The sequence below is a fragment of the Pseudomonas gregormendelii genome (assembly GCF_017114825.1).
GTDB classification, from domain to species: Bacteria; Pseudomonadota; Gammaproteobacteria; order Pseudomonadales; family Pseudomonadaceae; genus Aquipseudomonas; species Aquipseudomonas gregormendelii.
Genome location: NZ_JADEVO010000035.1, coordinates 35,697 through 53,539, shown reverse-complemented (window position 1 = coordinate 53,539; position 17,843 = coordinate 35,697). Strand labels below are relative to the sequence as shown.

17 protein-coding genes and 2 pseudogenes are annotated in these 17,843 nt (G+C 60.9%); 13 read left to right on the top strand and 6 right to left on the bottom strand.

Annotation, left to right across the window (positions count from 1 at the left end; all coding sequences use genetic code 11):
- The 3 genes and pseudogenes from IMW75_RS21335 to IMW75_RS21330 form a co-directional block, all read left to right on the top strand.
- Complete coding sequence (locus IMW75_RS21335; protein WP_205893676.1) at positions 1-174, top strand: hypothetical protein; 174 nt, start codon at positions 1-3, stop codon at positions 172-174.
- Between the two features lie 76 nt (positions 175-250).
- A pseudogene (locus IMW75_RS27270) lies at positions 251-466 on the top strand (TonB-dependent siderophore receptor); the annotation flags it as partial.
- Between the two features lie 74 nt (positions 467-540).
- Positions 541-801 (top strand): annotated as a pseudogene (locus tag IMW75_RS21330) (response regulator); the annotation flags it as partial.
- Between the two features lie 73 nt (positions 802-874).
- Here the strand turns inward: IMW75_RS21330 and IMW75_RS21325 are convergent.
- Positions 875-1,126, bottom strand: coding sequence for a hypothetical protein (locus IMW75_RS21325; protein WP_045058343.1), 252 nt, complete (start codon positions 1,124-1,126; stop codon positions 875-877).
- Between the two features lie 163 nt (positions 1,127-1,289).
- Between IMW75_RS21325 and IMW75_RS21320 the strand changes: the two genes are divergently transcribed.
- Entirely contained in the window at positions 1,290-1,607 is a 318-nt protein-coding gene (locus IMW75_RS21320; RefSeq protein ID WP_045058342.1) for an ElaB/YgaM/YqjD family protein, read from the top strand.
- Positions 1,608-1,672: 65 nt separating this feature from the next.
- On the opposite strand, the gene IMW75_RS21315 is transcribed toward IMW75_RS21320, so the two are convergent.
- Positions 1,673-2,713: an Ldh family oxidoreductase gene (locus IMW75_RS21315; RefSeq protein ID WP_205893673.1), complete on the bottom strand. Its 1,041-nt coding sequence runs from the start codon at positions 2,711-2,713 to the stop codon at positions 1,673-1,675.
- A 281-nt stretch (positions 2,714-2,994) separates the two neighbouring features.
- On the opposite strand from IMW75_RS21315, the gene IMW75_RS21310 reads away from it, so the two are divergent.
- Complete coding sequence (locus IMW75_RS21310) at positions 2,995-3,999, top strand: FecR family protein (RefSeq protein ID WP_205893671.1); 1,005 nt, start codon at positions 2,995-2,997, stop codon at positions 3,997-3,999.
- A 152-nt stretch (positions 4,000-4,151) separates the two neighbouring features.
- On the opposite strand, the gene pvdQ is transcribed toward IMW75_RS21310, so the two are convergent.
- On the bottom strand, positions 4,152-6,467 hold the full coding sequence (gene pvdQ / locus IMW75_RS21305; RefSeq protein WP_205893670.1) for a bifunctional acylase PvdQ: 2,316 nt from the start codon (positions 6,465-6,467) through the stop codon (positions 4,152-4,154).
- Positions 6,468-6,711: 244 nt separating this feature from the next.
- Here pvdQ and IMW75_RS21300 point away from each other — a divergent pair, with 244 nt between their 5' ends.
- The gene (locus tag IMW75_RS21300; protein WP_045058338.1) at positions 6,712-7,083 is read left to right on the top strand and encodes a fe2+ zn2+ uptake regulation protein; all 372 of its coding nucleotides are present in this window, start codon (positions 6,712-6,714) and stop codon (positions 7,081-7,083) included.
- 18 nt (positions 7,084-7,101) lie between these two features.
- Here IMW75_RS21300 and IMW75_RS21295 read toward each other — a convergent pair whose 3' ends face one another.
- The gene (locus IMW75_RS21295) at positions 7,102-7,290 is read right to left on the bottom strand and encodes a hypothetical protein (protein ID WP_045058337.1); all 189 of its coding nucleotides are present in this window, start codon (positions 7,288-7,290) and stop codon (positions 7,102-7,104) included.
- Between the two features lie 250 nt (positions 7,291-7,540).
- On the opposite strand from IMW75_RS21295, the gene IMW75_RS21290 reads away from it, so the two are divergent.
- The 5 genes from IMW75_RS21290 (at position 7,541) to IMW75_RS21270 (ending at position 11,145) form a co-directional block, all read left to right on the top strand.
- A complete protein-coding gene (locus IMW75_RS21290) occupies positions 7,541-7,987 on the top strand; it encodes a DUF411 domain-containing protein (RefSeq protein WP_205893668.1) in 447 nt (148 codons plus the stop codon).
- A complete protein-coding gene (locus IMW75_RS21285; protein WP_045058352.1) occupies positions 7,987-8,421 on the top strand; it encodes a YqaA family protein in 435 nt (144 codons plus the stop codon). The genes IMW75_RS21290 and IMW75_RS21285 overlap by 1 nt, the downstream gene beginning before the upstream one ends.
- 82 nt (positions 8,422-8,503) lie before the next feature.
- Positions 8,504-9,529, top strand: a complete 1,026-nt coding sequence (locus tag IMW75_RS21280) for an alpha/beta fold hydrolase (protein WP_205893667.1) — start codon at positions 8,504-8,506, stop codon at positions 9,527-9,529.
- Positions 9,530-9,542: 13 nt separating this feature from the next.
- Positions 9,543-10,496 (top strand): D-2-hydroxyacid dehydrogenase family protein, encoded by a 954-nt coding sequence (locus IMW75_RS21275; RefSeq protein ID WP_205893666.1) that lies wholly within the window; start codon positions 9,543-9,545, stop codon positions 10,494-10,496.
- 115 nt (positions 10,497-10,611) lie between these two features.
- A complete protein-coding gene (locus IMW75_RS21270) occupies positions 10,612-11,145 on the top strand; it encodes a tetratricopeptide repeat protein (protein ID WP_205893665.1) in 534 nt (177 codons plus the stop codon).
- Positions 11,146-11,212: 67 nt separating this feature from the next.
- Here IMW75_RS21270 and IMW75_RS21265 read toward each other — a convergent pair whose 3' ends face one another.
- Together IMW75_RS21265 and IMW75_RS21260 are read right to left on the bottom strand one after the other, a co-directional pair.
- Entirely contained in the window at positions 11,213-12,514 is a 1,302-nt protein-coding gene (locus IMW75_RS21265) for an ATP-binding protein (RefSeq protein WP_205893664.1), read from the bottom strand.
- Between the two features lie 4 nt (positions 12,515-12,518).
- Entirely contained in the window at positions 12,519-13,220 is a 702-nt protein-coding gene (locus tag IMW75_RS21260; protein ID WP_045058331.1) for a response regulator, read from the bottom strand.
- A 294-nt stretch (positions 13,221-13,514) separates the two neighbouring features.
- Here IMW75_RS21260 and IMW75_RS21255 point away from each other — a divergent pair, with 294 nt between their 5' ends.
- Together IMW75_RS21255 and IMW75_RS21250 are read left to right on the top strand one after the other, a co-directional pair.
- The gene (locus IMW75_RS21255; RefSeq protein WP_205893663.1) at positions 13,515-14,672 is read left to right on the top strand and encodes an efflux RND transporter periplasmic adaptor subunit; all 1,158 of its coding nucleotides are present in this window, start codon (positions 13,515-13,517) and stop codon (positions 14,670-14,672) included.
- A 15-nt stretch (positions 14,673-14,687) separates the two neighbouring features.
- Entirely contained in the window at positions 14,688-17,786 is a 3,099-nt protein-coding gene (locus IMW75_RS21250) for an efflux RND transporter permease subunit (protein ID WP_205893662.1), read from the top strand.
- Positions 17,787-17,843 lie beyond the last annotated feature (57 nt).

Sequence of the window (17,843 nt, the reverse complement as noted above, 5' to 3'; positions counted from 1 at the left end):
ATGAGCAGCTCAGACCTGGGAATTATGATCATTTCAATTATTGGATTGTTCGGATTGGCATCTTTTGTTTTTGAGCATTTGAGCCGTAACCGCGCAATCAAAAACAACTGTCAGAAACCCTCCATCGAAAAGCGACAAAATGAAGCCCGGCCAAAGAAAAATACCCACTACTAAAAAATTGCCCTGATTTAACCACCCTACTTTAATCTTTATAAGATCTTCATTCTTTCGCTCCGCATTCTTTTAACAACTCGCCGCTTACCCAATCGTTCGTAGAGATTTTTCGATCACTGCCCCTGACAACATCAACAATACAACGCAGGCCGGTCAGCAGACTTCAAAGGGAATCGAGCTGACGGGCAAGCTGCAAGTCACTTCCAGGCTGATGGCGGAAGCTAACTTCGCCTACGTCGATGCCCAGTACGACGAGTTTACCGAGAACGTGGGCGACCAGGCGGTATCGCGCGGTGCCTGGTTTTGGCGCTGTGGTTTGTGTCGGGGTAATGTTGCTCCATGTCGGCTAGCCAACCATGCTCCAGGCGTAAATGGCTCGAGGTTCTGGGTAGAGAACAGCCTGCCTTGATCATTACCGAATTTTTGATGCCGGTCATGGACGGCCTGGAATTCGCCACAGCTGTCCGGGGCCTTCCTTGCGCTGATCAGTTGCCGATCATCCTGATGAGCGGTGCTCAGGCACATATCGGAATGCACAAGTCGGATTTGGTTGATGCGGTATTGGCGAAGCCATTCAACATCGACTTGATCATTGCCGAAGTCAGAAAACTCTTGGGGTCATCGTAGTCCGCAGCCGCTCTAGGCAATGAGATTCGCCCAAGTCCACGGCGATCAGCGCTACCCCATGGCGCCGGGTAGGCTACTTGGCAGCCATCAAGCGATTGACTTCACTGCGCACCATGTTGGCAAATTCCGGGGGCGACATGGCGTCGAGCTCGGAACGGACCCACTCGGCCCATTTACCTTTGCGTTTGGCGCGCTCGCCAAACAACCGTGCGGCTTCGCCCTTGGCTTTGCCCAGGTTGCTTTGCCAGAGATCGAACAGACGGGATTTTTCATCTTCAAGCGCGGCGCGCTCGGAAAGGGGTTTGTCGGCCAGATTGAAGCTCATGGGGTTTACCTGCTGTGTAAATTGGCGACATCTTACACCCTGGTAGGAAATGTCCTGCGCTGGATTTTCTCAAGGACCACATTTTCGCGCTAAATCCCTGCAACTTTTCCTGCAGCTCTACACTCCATTGTTCACTGTCCATCCATCAGCAAGGAGTACTTCAATGGCCCGGAAAACTGCCGCGCAAATCGCCGAAGATCAAATCAAGGATCAAGCGTTCAGCGAGTTGCAAGCGTTGATCGAAGAGTCGGACAAACTGCTCAAGAGCAGCGCATCACTGGTCGGTGAGGAGGCAGAAACCCTTCGCGGACAGGTCGCCCAAAAACTCCAGCAAGCCATGGACTCGGTCAGCAGCGTGCGCGATCGCACCAAGCCTGCCGTAGAAGCCACCGAGACCTACATAGGGGGCCATCCGTGGCAGACCGTGGCGATCTCCGCAGGCTTCGGCCTGGTGGTGGGACTGCTACTCGGTCGCCGCTGATTCAAGCGCAACCTCCGAAGCGGCTGGCGTTGCCAGCTGTTTCGGCGTTTCAGCCTAAGGCAGTTCTAGTCCCCCGCAAGCGCCCGCAGATTGTCCAATGTCTGCGCATCCAGCTCGATACCTCCAGCCGCTGACTTGGTCCGTTGTTGATGACGGCGGTCCCCCGGCAAGCGTTTAAGCCCTGCACCATGCATCTGCCGCACCAGTTCCTGGCTGCGCTCGGCAAAACTCTGCCCGGCGGCCTTGCTCGGGTCGATCACAATCAGCAACTGTCCGGTCCACGGGGTCTTGGCTCCGGGGTGGTTGGACCAGTCGAACTCGAAAGAAAAATTACCACCTGTCAACGCTGCCGCCAGCAACTCCACCATCATCGACAGTGCTGAGCCCTTGTGCCCGCCAAACGGCAGCAAAGCGCCGCCCTCAAGGATGGCCTTTGGGTCCTGGGTCGGCTGGCCAAGGCTGTCGACGCCCATGCCCGCTGGCAGACGCTCGCCCTTGCGCGCGGCGATCTGCACGTCACCATGGGCAATCGCGCTGGTGGCCAGATCAAAGACGATGGGATCGCCGTCGGCGCGTGGCGCGGCGAAGGCAATCGGATTAGTGCCAAACAGCGGCCGGTCGGCACCGTGCGGCACCACGCAGGTCATGCTGTTGACCACGCTCAAAGCCACCAGCCCTTCGTAGGCAAAGGGTTCAACATCGGGCCACAACGCGGCGAAGTGATGGGAGTTGCGGATTGCCAGCACTGCGATGCCTGCACTGCGAGCCTTCTCCACCAGCAAAGCGCGCGCTGCCGCCAGTGCAGGCTGGGCAAACCCGTTGCCGGCATCGACCCGGACGAAGCCTGAGGCCACGTCTTCTACCAGCGGGATGGCGTGGCCGCTGACCCAGCCACTTTGCAGGGTCGACACATACCCGGGAATGCGGAACACGCCATGGCTGTGCGCGCCGTCCCGTTCGGCGCCCGCGCAGTTGAGGGCCAGGGTGCGGGCGACGTCGGCGCTGGTGCCATGGCGCAGGAAGATCTTTTCCAGTAACTGGGTCAATTCATCAAAAGACAGATTTTGCGAAGCCGTAGGCGTGGCAAGTTCGTGTGGCGCGGACATCTGAAGCTCCAGATTAATTATTGGAGGGGGCAACAGCGTGTAATGACAAACAAACCGATTAAACAAAGCGAGCTGCACGGCCTGTCAATCTTTCGACCGGGCGGCGTTCAACCGGATTAATGTAACCGACCCGGCGGGGAATTTGGCGATAACTATTTACCAGGCGGCCCTTTGAACGGCAGGTTTAAATGAAAAACATTGCTGTTTGATGGGTAATTGCCATGACGGTGTTCTCGCCGACTTCCTGCAAAGGTTAGAATGCACGAAATCAGGATGAGTCAATGACCGACACCCCCCTTCCGCAAGCCGAATATGACGCCATTACCGATGCCGCGGCGCACTGGTGCATGCGTCTGCATGCCATCGACTGCACCGCGCAAGAGCGCCTGGCGTTTGAGCAGTGGCTGGATGCTCATCCGCTGCACGCGGTTGAGTACGAAGCGATGCTGGAGATATGGGAAGTCGCTGGCGACCTGCCGCGTCCGGCCACCGAAGGTGCGGCTGCCCTCCCCTTCAAGCCTGCCTCCCCTTGGCGAACCTTCGGTATTGCAGCAGCGGTCTGTGCGGTGGCGCTACCGTTGGCCGCCTACAGCGGCTGGAACCTCGGTTGGCTGCCCAATGCCTACGAGCACATTGAAGCGGGCGATACGGTGCGCCATGTGACCCTCAGTGATGGCAGCGAAGTCGAGCTGAACCTGGGCAGTAACCTGACTTTCACCAACTACAAGGATCAGCGCCGCGTTACCTTGAACAAGGGTGAGGCCTTTTTCAAAGTCAGCCACGACACGAGCCACCCGTTCATAGTGAAGGCCGCTGACGGGCGGATTCGGGTCACCGGGACTCAATTCAATGTCTGGATGTATGAGGATCAGGTACGGGTGAACCTGGTCGAGGGTTCGGTGCTGGTCAGCAGTAACGATGACCTTCCAGGTGATGGCCTGCGCCTGGGTCCTGCCATGCAGGCCAGCTATGGTCGCGGAGACTACACTGCGCGCATCAGCCAGACCTACGACAACGACAACTCGCTGGCCTGGCGCAGCGGCAAGCTGGTGCTCGATGACCTGACGCTGAGCAACGCCCTGCCCTTGATCAACCGCTATCTAAGCAAACCCCTGGCGGTCGCCGACCACAACACCGGTGCGCTGCGGATCGGCGGAATCTACAACATCAAGGAGCTCAATTCTTTGGTGGCCTCGCTGCCCAAGGTGCTGCCGGTGTACGTGACCCGCAACAAGGACGGTAACCCGGTGCTCAACGCCATGCCGCAACAGGCCCCGAAAATCTGATACTTGCCCCCTGCCGGAGCGACCAGGCTCGCGATTAGGCTGTCGGGTTCGGCATCATTGCTGCCTGTGAGTCCGCTATCGCGAGCAGGCTCGCTCCCACGTAGTGTTTCTCACAGGCTCATGTGCAAAGACTCGCTCTCACAGGGTCGCGCCTACCGGCCATCCCCCTCACTGATCCGCTCGACCCGATACTGCGGATCTGCCTCGATCTGCTGTTGGGTAAACGGCAAGACGCTGAGCTTCTTCCGGGAAAACGCCTCGGTCTGATCCCGCGAATGCTTTGACTGGGGATCGCTGGACAGCGAAAACGCCAGCAGTCCCTGGGCGTGTGGCCCCTTTTCATCGAAGGTCACCACCTGCAGGTAACTGGTGCCGCTGACAACCTCGAGCCGGCCGTCACTCCTGGGGACGCTCTGTATCGCGTTGTACACACCCAAGGTGCCTGGCCCGCCATGGATCGGCGTCTGCTGCCCGCCACTGCTGGCCACCTGAATGTCGCCCCAGCGACTGTGCTCGTTCAAGCCCATTTTGGCCGTCTGCTCCAACGACGCCAACATCGCTCCACGAATCGTTTCGGCAACCTGCGGCTCATCCACCCGCAGCCCGCGCGGCGTGTGCTGCGGGTCTTGTGGATCGAAACCCACACGCCATGCATCAGGCGACTCCTGCAGCGCCTGCATCAGGTTCTGGAAGTGCACAAATCCGATACCACTGTCCAGATTCGCCCTGCGGTCCCAGGCTTTGAGGCTGCTGCATACCGCGGTGAGTTGCTGCGCATCAGTCCCTTGGCCTGAAGCGCATAGCTGCAGCATATCCGGCATCACCAGGCCGGCGAGGTAGACCTCATCATCCAGCACCATGCGTTGCAGGTCGGCGGCGCCAATACGCCCCTTTGCCAAGGCCTGCAGGCGCTCCAGCGCAAAGCGCGAACGCAGCCCCAGCGGCTGTTCCTGCTGGCTGATCAACGGGGAGAATCCAGTCAGCGGTTGCGCCGGGTTGACCATCCACGCCGAGTCGTTGGCGTGCTGCACGAAGTCCTTGCGCAGCAGTTGCGGTAAGTCGGCAGCGGCATAAATACCGGGTTGCACAGCCTGGGGATCGACGTCCCACGCGCATTCGCTGCGAGAACCATCGAGCACGATCATCTGCAGGCCGGCGCGCGGGTCGCTGCACGCCGCCAGTTTCGCGGCATTCACGTTGGGCACGACCGAAAGGTTCATGTAGAGCGTCTGGCCCTGATCATCGGCGGCCAGGGTGTTGACCCAGGGGATACCCTGGATCTTGTGCACTGACGCTTGCAACTGGCCAAGGCTGGTTGCGCGGTTCATCGAGTACCACTGCTGTAACACCCGATCGTTTTCCAGATTGGCATCGCGCAGGCTGTAGGCGAACTGCGAATCCCAGTCCAGCTTGCCGGGCCATTGCACCACGGGGCCGAATCGCGAGCTGTAGACTTCGCGTGTCATCGGCTGCACCTGACCGTCCGCAGTTTTTGCCTTTACCGTCACGGTCTGCCGGGTCATCGGCAGCGAGTTGCCATCCAGCAAATAGCGGGTCGGGTCCTTGGGATCGAGCTGCAGGCGGTACAAGGTAAAGTGTTTGGACGAATCCACCGTGTGGGTCCAGGCCAGGTGCTGGTTGAAACCGATGTTGATCATCGGCAGCCCAGGCAACGCGGCGCCCATCACGTCCAGCTGGCCGGGAATGGTCAGGTGCATCTGGTAGAAGCGCATGCCGCCGACCCAGGGAAAGTGCGGGTTGGCCAGCAACATCCCGCGCCCGTTGAAGGAACGCTCGCTACCCACGGCCACGGCGTTACTGCCGCGATCCAGGGCAAAACGCTGCAGGCGCGTGGACGCCACCTGGAACGAAGCCGGCGGGCCGACCTGTGCAGCGCCTGCCTGGGGCGGCGAGGCCCCCGCCAGTGCTTCGGCAAACTGACCAACCCCTCCCTCGACTAGCAAGCGCCGGGTCAGCTTGACCAGATCCTGCGTGGTGATGTCGCGCACCCATTCGCCCTGGCACTGCGGGGGCAGGCCCTTGGCCCGGGTTTCTTTCAGGGAGCGGTTGAAGCCTGCCACATAACCTTCCACCAGCTCGCGCACGGGGAGCGTTTGCGCCTGCCAGCATGCGGCAACCGCCTGGGGCGTGTTGAGCCAGGTGAAAAACACGTCGCTTACCTGGTTCTCCCGCTCTTCCACGGTCAACTGGGTCGGGCCGAAGTAGCGCGAGCGCTCGCCATTGACCGTGACAATCTCGTTCGCCAGCAAGCACAGATTATCTTGCGCATAGGCATAACCGATGCCGTAGCCCAGGCCGCGCTCGTTGTCGGCGCGAATGTGCGGTACGCCAAAACTGGTGCGCCGGATATCTGCGGTGGCCTCGTTCGGCTGCGCGCTTGCCGCAACGTTCACCGCTGCCAATACACCCGCAAGGCTCAATCGGGTCAACTGCCGGGAAATAATCACGCTCGCTCCTGATCGAAAATGCCAGTCATTGACTGTACGTACGCGACTGGCCTTCCCCCAAGAACGAAAATCCCGGGCAAAAATTTAGCGCCTGCAACCAGGTCTGCAAGGCCGCTCACACCTTGCCGACATGGCGTCGACAAAATTTCTACATTTGAGCCTTCATGATTTGGCCATCTCATCCGTCTTATTAAATGAGAGCACCCATCATTTACCGGACAAAGCTCGGAAAAGGAGTTTTTGCATGTACAACTCGCAACTGCCAACGGACGGTAGCATTGCGCCAATGGGAACATCCATTGGTGCCGGCGTTTTCGATCAACGTACCGATCGCCATGGCAACGAACGCATCAGGGTCCTGCTCAAGAGCTTCGGCCTGCGCACCAGCCTGATCCGCCTCAAAGTCATCGACGCCCTGTTGAGCGCCGCCGAACAGGAGCGTTCCCTGGGCGTGCGCGGGGTGCACAGCCAACTGCTGGACCTGGATATCCCCCTGTCCTTTCTCAGCGTGCGCGAAGTGTTGAAACGCTTGTGCAGCGAAGGGGTTATCAACCTCAACCCGGACAAGAGCTACAGCCTCAATCCCCAGGCATTCGCCGCATTGCACGGCGAATAAGCATCCGGTGTGCGTCGTTCAGGGCTTGACCTTGCGACGCATCACGCCGTTGATCACCACCACAAGCACCGCCACGCCAATGGCGATGTACTGGAAGGTTTTTTCGCCGATGACGCCGGTGTTCTGCAGATAAGACAAGCCAAACATGATCGCCAGCACTACCAGCGAGATCAAAATCGAATACTTCAAACGTTGTGACTGGGTCATGGGTAATTCCTGAACGTGAAAATATAGCCGCCTGCCTGTCGGGGTGCAGGCGGGTCATCATGTTACAGGACTGGATTCCAGCCGGCACCGATGGTTTGCGGTGCAGTTGCACCCCAGGTTTTGCCTCAGGATGGATCCGCCTTGATCCTTCCTGCGCATTTTGTAGCACTTGGAAACACTCATTGAAGGCCTGGCCGTCGAAAAAGGTCAAAATGCATGTTCCCGGCCGCAATTCGAGACGAGACTCCCCATGCGAACCCACCTGCGACTGGCTGCCTTGAGCGCCTTGTTCATTTCTTCCCTGGCCCAGGCCGCCGACCTCATCCCAATCGAGGTCCATCGTGACGCCAACTGCGGCTGCTGCAAAAAGTGGATCAGCCACCTGGAAGCCAATGGTTTCAAGGTCGAGGACCATGTTGAAGCCGACATGAGCGCGTTCAAACAGAAACACGGCGTGCCGCCACGCCTGGCGTCCTGCCACACCGGGCTCATCAATGGCAAATTTGTCGAGGGCCACGTGCCGGCCGATCAGGTGCTGGCCTTGAGCAAGCGCGACGATTTGCTGGGCGTGGCCGCCCCCGGCATGCCCATGGGTTCGCCCGGAATGGAAATGGACGGCATGAGCGACGCCTATCAGGTGATCGGCCTGAACAAGGCTGGCGTTGACGTGGTGGTGGCGGACTATCCGGCCAAGTGATTGTCGGCGCCTACCTGGGGCTTTTCCTCGCCGCGTTCGGCGCCGCCACCTTGCTGCCGTTGCAATCGGAAGCCCTGCTGGTGAGTTTGCTGCTCAGCGGCAAGTACTGGCTTTGGGTGCTGCTGGCGGTCGCGACCCTGGGCAACGTCCTGGGGTCATTGGTGAACTGGTGGCTGGGGCGCGGTATCGAGCGCTTTCGTGATCGTCGCTGGTTTCCGGTTAGCCCCCGACACCTGGAAAAAGCCCGGGTGCACTACCAGCGTTATGGCCATTGGTCGCTGCTGCTCAGTTGGCTGCCGATTATCGGCGACCCGCTGACCCTGGTGGCTGGCGTAATGCGTGAGCCATTGGGCCGATTCCTGCTGATTGTCACTTTCGCCAAGGGCGCGCGTTACGGTGTAGTGGCCGTGGCGACCCTGGGCTTGGCGGGTTGAACGATCGGCCCCGCGTATTGCCTGTTTAATGTTGCCCTAATGAGGCCGTCCCAGGATCGGTCGATTACCAAGGAGTTCACCCATGTCCCTCGCCTTTTCCCGCTGGCTGCCCGGCCTGCTGTTGAGCGCTGCGCTGCCGGCTCTTGCCTACGCCGAAGGTCCGGAATATGGCCCGCAATTGCAGGGCTTCGAGTACCCCTACACGGTGAAGCATTTTGCCTTTGAGTCCCAAGGTGAATCCCTGCAGATGGGCTACATGGACGTCGCCGCCGAAGGCAAGGCCAACGGCCGCAGCGTGGTGCTGATGCATGGCAAGAACTTCTGCGGCGCGACCTGGGACACCTCGATCAAGGCGCTGAGCAAAGCCGGGTACCGGGTCATCGCACCGGACCAGATTGGCTTCTGCACCTCAAGCAAGCCAGCACATTATCAGTACAGCTTCCAGCAACTGGCGACCAATACCCAGCAACTGCTCAAGGCCCTGGGCATCCAGAAGGCGACCCTGCTGGGGCATTCCACCGGCGGCATGCTCGCCACCCGCTACGCGCTGCAATACCCCGAACAGGTCGATCAACTGGCCATGGTGAACCCCATTGGCCTTGAAGACTGGAAAGCCCTCGGCGTGCCCTATCGCACCGTGGACCAATGGTATGAGCGTGAGCTGAAAGTAACCGCACAAGGCATTCGCGACTACGAGCGCAGCACCTACTATGACGGGCGCTGGAAGCCTGAATACGACCGTTGGGTCGACATGTATGCAGGCCTGGCCAAAGGGCCGGGCAAGACCCAGGTGGCGTGGAATTCGGCGCTGATCTACGACATGATCTTCACCCAGCCGGTGTACTACGAATTCAAGGACCTTAAGGTGCCCACCCTGTTGCTGATAGGCACGTCCGATACCACGGCCATCGGCAAGGACATCGCACCGCCGCAGGTCAAGGCGAAAATCGGCCATTACGAAGTGCTGGGCAAAGAAGTGGCCAAACTGATTCCACAGTCGAGCCTGGTGGAATTCCCCGGCATGGGCCATGCACCGCAAATGGAAGAACCGGAAAAATTTCATCAGGCCTTGCTCGCCTGGTTAAGCAAGACCAACTCCGTTCCTTGATGAGGTAAGGCCAATGGCTGTGCAGATTGCGGTGCTCGATGACTGGCAGGACGTGGCGCGCGACGTAGTGGACTGGACAGCACTGGACGCCATTGGCCTGGTGAGTTTCCTTCACGACTTCCCGGCCGATAACGCCACCCTCGCTCAGCGCCTGCAGGCCTTCCAGGTGATCTGCGTGATGCGTGAGCGCACGCGCTTCGATGAAGATCTGCTGCGCCGCCTGCCCAACCTCAAGCTGCTGGTGACCGGGGGCATGCGCAATGCGGCCCTGGACCTCAAGGCCGCGGCAGCCCTGGGAATTCAGGTCTGCGGCAGCGACAGTTACAAGCACGCCGCACCGGAGTTGACCTGGGCGTTGATCATGGCGGCCACGCGCAATCTGCTCGCCGAAGCCAACGCCCTGCGGGCCGGCCACTGGCAGCAAGGCCTGGGGGGCGATCTGCACGGCAAGACCTTGGGCATTCTGGGCCTGGGCAGCATCGGCCAGAAAGTCGCCGGTTTCGGCCAGGCCTTCGGCATGCGGGTGATCGCCTGGAGCGAAAACCTGACCCCCGAGCGAGCGGCGGCCGTCGGCGTGACTCATGTCAGCAAGCAGCAGTTGTTCGAGCAGGCCGACGTACTGTCGGTGCATCTGGTACTCAGCGAGCGCAGCCGTGGGCTGGTGGACGCCGAGGCGCTGGGGTGGATGCAGCCCCACGCGCTGCTGGTCAATACCGCACGCGGACCGATCGTGGACGAGGCGGCGCTGATCAAGGCGTTGCAAAAACAGCAATTGGGCGGCGCGGCCCTGGATGTGTTCGAACAAGAACCCTTGCCAGCCCATCACCCGTTCCGAACACTCGACACTGTGTTGGCAACACCGCATGTGGGCTACGTGAGCCGGCAGAACTATCAGCTGTTCTTTTCTCAGATGATTGAAGACATCCAGGCCTGGTCAACGGGAGCACCGATCCGCCTGCTGACCTGATCAGCAGTCAGGCAGGACACCATCATTTGAGCTTTGCTTACAGGGAGCGCTGCAAAGAAATGAACATTTGCCGGCGCGGCGATGTTCTATAAGTATCACCCCTGAGGATTGGCTCATGAATACTCGTCTTGCCTGGTGCTCCCCCCTGCTGCTGGCCGCTGCGCTATCCAGCTCCCTTGCCTTCGCCAACGCTGACGAAGACGAGGAGCCGGCCAAGCCCAATTGTCCCAAAGGCCAGGTCTGGGACAGCAAGCAGCAAAAATGCCTGATGCAAGACAGCAGCCTGCTGCCTGACGCCGACCGCACCACTTACGCCTATCGCCTGGCCAAGGATGGTCGCTACGAAGAAGCCCTGGCGCTGCTCGACACGCTGAAACAACCCAACACCGCCAAGGCACTGAACTATCGCGGGTACGCCACGCGCAAACTGGGGCGCACCGACGAAGGCATCGGCTATTACCTGCAGTCGGTCAAACTTGACCCGCAGTATGCACAGGTCCGCGAATACCTAGGCGAAGCCTATGTGATCAAGGGCCGACTGGACTTGGCACAGGAACAGTTGCAGCAGATCAAGTCCATCTGCGGCGACACCCGCTGCGAGGCCTATCAGGATCTGGCCGAGGCGATCAACGCCTCATCGAAAACCTGAAACGGCAGCGACGCCGCAGGCTGAATCAGCACCAGGCCCTGGCCCTTGGCGGGGCCGTTCGTCCATCTCATGCTACGTTCGGCAACCACAACCTGAACCGGGCGCCGCCCAGGGGCGAAGCCTCCACCGTAAGTGTGCCGCTTTGGGCCTCCAGGGCTCGACGGCTGATGGCCAGGCCCAGCCCAAAGCCTCCGGTGGCGCGATCGCGGCTGCGATCAAGCCGGTAGAAGGGTTCGAAAATGCGCTCACGTTCGTCGTCAGGGATTCCGATCCCGTCGTCATCCACCCAGATCTCGCAGCCGTGCGCCAGCACCTGCACGCTGACCTGGATACGTTTCTCGCAGTAGCGCATGGCATTGCGCAATAGGTTCTGCAGCGCCCGCGCGGTGAGGCGTGGGTCGAGGCTGAAGCGCTCAAGCTGGCCATGCAGCCACACATCGATGACGATGTCCGGCGACTCCAGCTCTTCGTCGACACTGCCCAGCACGCTGTCGATGAACTCATCCAGCGAGACCTCGACTTGCTCAGGCAGACGCGCAGGATTTTGCAGGCGGCTGTAGGACAGCAACTCCAGCACCAGTTCATCCAGTTCGCGAATGTGTGCCACCAAGCCTTGCAAGCGCTCGCGAGTCGCCGCTGGCAAATCATCGGAGAGTGCCAGCGCCAGGCCGAAATCCAGGCGTGTGAGGGGCGTGCGCAGTTCGTGAGAGACGGCATTGAGCAGGTCTCGCTGCTGGTTGAGCAGGCTTTCGATGTCACTGGCCATGGTGTCAAACACGTTCGCCAGGCTGCCGATGTTGGAGCGCGGCGAAATATTCGTGCGCTCACTCAGTTGTCCTTTGCCGAAACGTTCGGCGGTACCCTTAAGGCGCTCCAGATCACGCCAGTGCGCGCGCAGCCACAGTAACAGGCAGGCGAGCATGGTCGCGCCTATCAGGAGGTTAATGCTCCAGTACAACAGGTTGACGTCCAGCGGATCCGGCGGCACCACCATCTTGACCACGGTTTGCTCGTTCAGAGGCGCCACCGCCAGGGTGCGCCAGCCCCAGTCGCCGATGCGCACCACTTTTTCGCCGCGCTGCAGGCGCTGGCTCTCAGCCGCAGAGAAATCAGCGTCGTCGATGGGTGACAGTACGATGTGCAGCGGCGCGAACTCCTTGTCCATCTGCTCGGCCAGGCCAGGCCACTGCTCCTGCGGCACGCCATGAAACTGCTTGACGATCAGGCTTTGCAGGCCGCGGGAATAGTCGAGGTTGTAGCTGACAAAGCGCTCGTGAAACAGCTTGATCACCAGGTCCGGTACCAGGTAAATCGCCGCGCTGTAGGAGACGATCGTGACCAGGTACAGGCGGAACAGGATTCTGAACATGGCTTCAGCATTCCCACTCGGAGCGGCTGAACAGGTAGCCCTTGCCCCACACCGTCTTGATCTTGCGCGCCTCGGCGGCGGTGTCGTCGAACTTGCGCCGCAGCTTGGAAATCGCCACGTCCACCGAACGGTCGGTGCCGTTGAACTCGATGCCACGCAGACGTTGCAGGATCTGGTCGCGGCTCAACACTTCGCCCGCGTGCCGGGCCAGTACCACCAGCAGGTTGTACTCGCCGCTGGACAGTTCCACGAGTTGCCCACGCCAGGTCACGGTGCGCTCGGACAGGTCGATGCACAGGTTGCCCATGAGGATCCGGTCGTTGGCGGTCTGCGGCTCGCCCAGGCTGCTGCGGCGCAACAGCGTGCGCACCCGGGCCAGCAGCACCCGGGGCTCGCAGGGCTTGGTGACATAATCGTCGGCGCCCATTTCCAGGCCCAGGACCTGGTCGTGGCTGTCGTCCCGGGCGGTGAGCATCAGGATCGGCAAGGTCGCCGAGTCGGCGCGCAGCAGGCGGCAGACCTGCAAGCCATCGAGCCCCGGCAGCATCAGGTCAAGGATCACCAGATCCGGCGGATTGAGCCGCGCGCGCTCGCGCACATGATCACCACGGCTGATCACGCTGACGGAGTAGCCATTACGTTCCAGATAGCTGGCAATCAGCTCGGCGAGCGCGGTGTCGTCTTCGACCAGGAGGATGTTGGGCATGGGGTGTTTCCAGAAAGTGCGATGGCGACTGTGAGATTGCGATCGCGGGCAAGCCTTGCTCTCAGAGATTCTCGTTGGACACAAATCCTGTGTACACCACAGATCCACTGCGGGAGCGGGCTTGCTCGCGAAAGCGGCATGACAGACGCAATAGGAATCAAGGCCTGCAGGATATACGCCATCACCCACTCCTGAGTAAAACCCTTACACAATTTCACACTGCACGTACAAAGCTTCACCGCTACTCTCGCCCCCTCCCCGTAGGATGCCGGGGGGTCGCTATTGGGGTAATACATGTCAAAGAAACTGCTCGCCAGGCTCAGTCTGATTGCACTTGCGCTGACGCTGTGCGCCTGTGACAAGTCGTCGATCGCCGAAGAGACGGCGCCACTGGCTACCGTGCGCATTGAAACCATCGAGGCGCGGCCACTGTCGATTACCAGCGAACTGAGCGGGCGGATTGCCGCGCCGCGCATGGCCGAAGTCCGCGCCCGGGTCCCTGGCGTGGTGTTGCAACGGACCTTTCGCGAAGGCAGCGACGTCAAGCAGGGGGACGTACTGTTTCGTATCGACCCGGCGCCGTTCAAGGCTGACCTCGATAGCGCCGAGGCTGCGCTGCGCAAGGCCGAGGCCAACGCGTTCCAGGCGCGCTTGCAGGAGCAGCGCTACGCCCAGCTGGTGGATGGCAACGCTATCAGCGGCCAGGATTACGACAACGCCCGGGCCGCCGTGCGACAAACTGCTGCCGACGTCGCCGGCAACAAGGCCGCGGTCGAGCGCGCCCGCCTCAACCTCGGCTACGCCACAGTCACTGCACCGATTTCCGGTCGCATCGGCCGCGCCCTGGTCACGGAAGGCGCCCTGGTGGGGCAGAACGAAACCACGCCCCTGGCATTGATCCAGCAGCTCAACCCGATCCATGCCGACCTGACGCAATCGACCCGCGAGCTCAACGACCTGCGCCGTGCGTTTCGCTCCGGTCAGTTGCAGCAGGTAGGTCAGGGCCAGGCCAAGGCTACGCTGATCCAGGACGACGGCAGCCTCTACCCGCTGCCGGGCAAGCTTCTGTTCACCGATATCACGGTGGACCCGGGCACCGGCCAGATCACCCTGCGCAGCGAATTCCCCAACCCGGATCTCGATTTGTTGCCCGGTAGTTTCGTGCGGGTGCGCCTGGAACAGGCCATCGACCAGCAGGGCATCAGCGTGCCGCAGCGGGCCATCCAGCGCGACAGCGCCGGCGTGGCCCAGGTGTTGTTGCTCGATGGCGAACAGCGCGTCGGCCAGCAGCCGGTTGAACTGGGGGCCGTGCAGAACGATCGCTGGATCGTCACCGGTGGCCTGAAGCCGGGCGACCGCATCGTCATCGAAGGCCTGCAGCACGCCCGTACCGGTGAGAAAGTCCAGATCGACGACACCCCTCTTCCACTTGCCCAGGTTTCTGGCCAGTAAGCAGGACGCTTTTTTATGCCGCAGTTCTTTATCGACCGCCCGATTTTCGCCTGGGTAGTCGCCCTGTTCATTCTGCTGGCGGGCGCCCTGGCCATCCCGCAGTTGCCGGTGGCGCAGTACCCCGATGTCGCGCCGCCGCAGGTGGAAATCTATGCCGTTTACCCCGGAGCATCGGCGCAGACCATCGACGAGAGCGTGGTCAGCCTGATCGAGGAAGAGCTCAACGGCGCTGACAATCTGCTGTATTTCGAGTCCCAGAGCAACTTGGGCAGTGCGACGATCAAGGCCACTTTCCAGCCCGGCACCAACCCGGAGCTGGCCCAGGTCGACGTGCAGAACCGCTTGAAAGTGGTCGAGTCGCGACTGCCCCAGGCAGTGAACCAGCAGGGTTTGCAGGTAGAAAAAGTGTCCTCCGGCTTTTTGCTGTTGATCACCCTGACCTCCAGCGACGGCAAGCTCGACCAGACTGCGCTCAGCGATTACCTGGCGCGCAACGTGATGAACGAAATCAAGCGCCTGGACGGCGTCGGCAAGGCGCAGCTATACGGTTCCGAGCGAGCCATGCGTATCTGGATCGACCCGCAGAAGCTGATCGGTTTCAACCTGACCCCAGCTGACGTCAACGCTGCCATCGTTGCACAGAATGCCCAGGTCTCGGCCGGCAGCATTGGCGACTTGCCAACCCGCAGCACCCAGGAAATCACTGCGACCATTCTGGTCAAAGGCCAGCTCTCGACCCCGGAAGAATTCGCCGACATCGTGCTCAAGGCCAATCCCGACGGCTCCACCGTGCGCATCGGTGATGTCGCCCGGGTGGAAATCGGCAGCCAGGAATACCAGTTCGGCACCCGCCTGAACGGCAAGCCGTCGACCGCCGTCAGCGTGCAGCTGGCGCCGAGCGCCAACGCCCTGAAAACCGCGACCCTGGTGCGGGCCAAGATGGATGAGCTGGCGCGGTATTTCCCGGCAGGCGTTGAATACAAGATCCCTTACGACACCTCACCCTTCGTCAAGGTCTCGATCACCAAGGTCGTCTACACCCTGGTCGAAGCCATGGTGCTGGTGTTTGCGGTGATGTTCCTGTTCCTGCAGAACATTCGCTACACGCTGATCCCGACCCTGGTAGTGCCGGTCGCACTGATGGGTACCTTCGCCACCATGTTGGCTTTGGGCTTCTCGATCAACGTGCTAACCATGTTCGGCATGGTGCTGGCCATCGGCATACTGGTGGATGACGCCATCGTAGTGGTGGAGAACGTCGAGCGCATCATGGTCACCGAGGGCCTGTCGCCCAAGGAAGCGACGCGCAAGGCGATGCAGCAGATCACCGGGGCGATCATCGGCATCACCCTGGTGCTGGTGGCCGTGTTCATTCCGATGGCGTTCATGCAGGGCTCGGTCGGGGTGATCTACCGGCAGTTCTCCCTGTCGATGGCCACCTCGATCCTGTTCTCGGCGTTCCTCGCCCTGACCTTGACCCCGGCCCTGTGCGCGACCTTGCTCAAGCCGATCGCCAAGGGTGAGCATCATGAAAAGCGCGGTTTCTTCGGCTGGTTCAATCGACGTTTCGAGCAACTGACCAAACGTTATCAAGCCTGGGTCGCTTACGCGCTCAAACGTACAGGGCGCTATCTGCTGATCTACGGCGTGCTGCTGATCGCCCTGGGTATTTGCTTCGTACGCCTGCCCTCCTCGTTCCTCCCGGTGGAGGACCAGGGCTACACCATCACCGACGTACAACTGCCGCCGGGTGCGAGCAAGAACCGTACAGTCGCAGTGGTCGAGCAGATCGAAGCGCATAACGCCAAGGAGCCCGGAGTGGGCGACAGTACGGTGATCCTCGGCTTCAGTTTTTCCGGCAGCGGGCAGAACGCGGCGCTGGCATTCACCACGTTGAAAGACTGGTCCGAACGCGGCAGCGACGATTCGGCGAGCTCGATTGCCGACCGGGCCAACATCGCCCTGAGCCAGATCAAGGACGCCGTGGCGTTCTCGGTGCTGCCCCCACCGGTGGATGGCCTGGGCACTTCCAGTGGTTTCGAGTTCCGCCTGCAGGATCGTGGCGGCCTCGGTCATGCCACGCTGATGCAGGCACGCACCGAGTTGCTGGAGGCAGCAGAGAAAAGCCCAATCCTGATGAACGTGCGCGAAAGCGCCCTGGCCGAGGCACCGCAGGTTCAATTGATCGTCGACCGCAAGCAGGCCAACGCCCTGGGCGTGTCGTTCGCCGAAATCGGCAATGTATTGTCCACCGCCGTCGGCTCCAGCTACGTCAACGATTTCCCCAATCGGGGGCGCATGCAACGGGTGGTGGTCCAGGCCGAAGGCGATCAGCGCAGCCAGGTGGCGGACCTGTTGCAAATGCACGTGCGCAACAACGCCGGAAAAATGGTGCCGCTGTCGGCCTTCGTCGAGGCCAAATGGACACAGGGCCCGGCGCAACTGACCCGTTTCAACGGCTACCCGGCGATCAGCATTTCCGGTGAACCAAAGCCGGGGCACAGCACCGGCGAAGCCATGGCCGAGATCGAGCGCCTGGTAGCGCTGGGACCTGCGGGTTTGGGCCAGGAATGGACCGGCTTGTCGCTGCAGGAACGGCTGTCCGGAAGCCAGGCGCCGATCCTTTTAGGATTGTCCTTGCTGATCGTGTTCCTGTGCCTGGCGGCCTTGTACGAGAGCTGGTCGATTCCGACTTCAGTGCTCCTGGTCGTACCGCTCGGCGTGCTGGGCGCGGTACTGGCCGTGACGTTGCGCGGAATGCCTAACGACGTGTTTTTCAAGGTCGGGTTGATCACTATCATCGGCCTGTCGGCGAAGAACGCGATCCTGATCATCGAGTTCGCCAAGAGCCTGTATGACGAAGGTCACGACCTGATCGACGCGACCCTGCAAGCCGCACGCCTGCGATTGCGGCCGATCGTGATGACCTCCCTGGCGTTCATCCTCGGCGTCGTGCCGTTGGCCATCGCCACCGGCGCCAGCTCGGCCAGCCAGCAAGCGATCGGCACCGGAGTCATCGGCGGCATGATCACCGCGACCCTGGCGGTGTTGTTTGTGCCGGTGTTTTTTGTGGTGGTGATGAAGCTGGTGCGCAAGCGCCATAAGGACCTATAGCCGCCCCCCGTTGTAGGAGCGAGCTTGCTCGCGATGAACGCAAGAACGCTGCTGGGT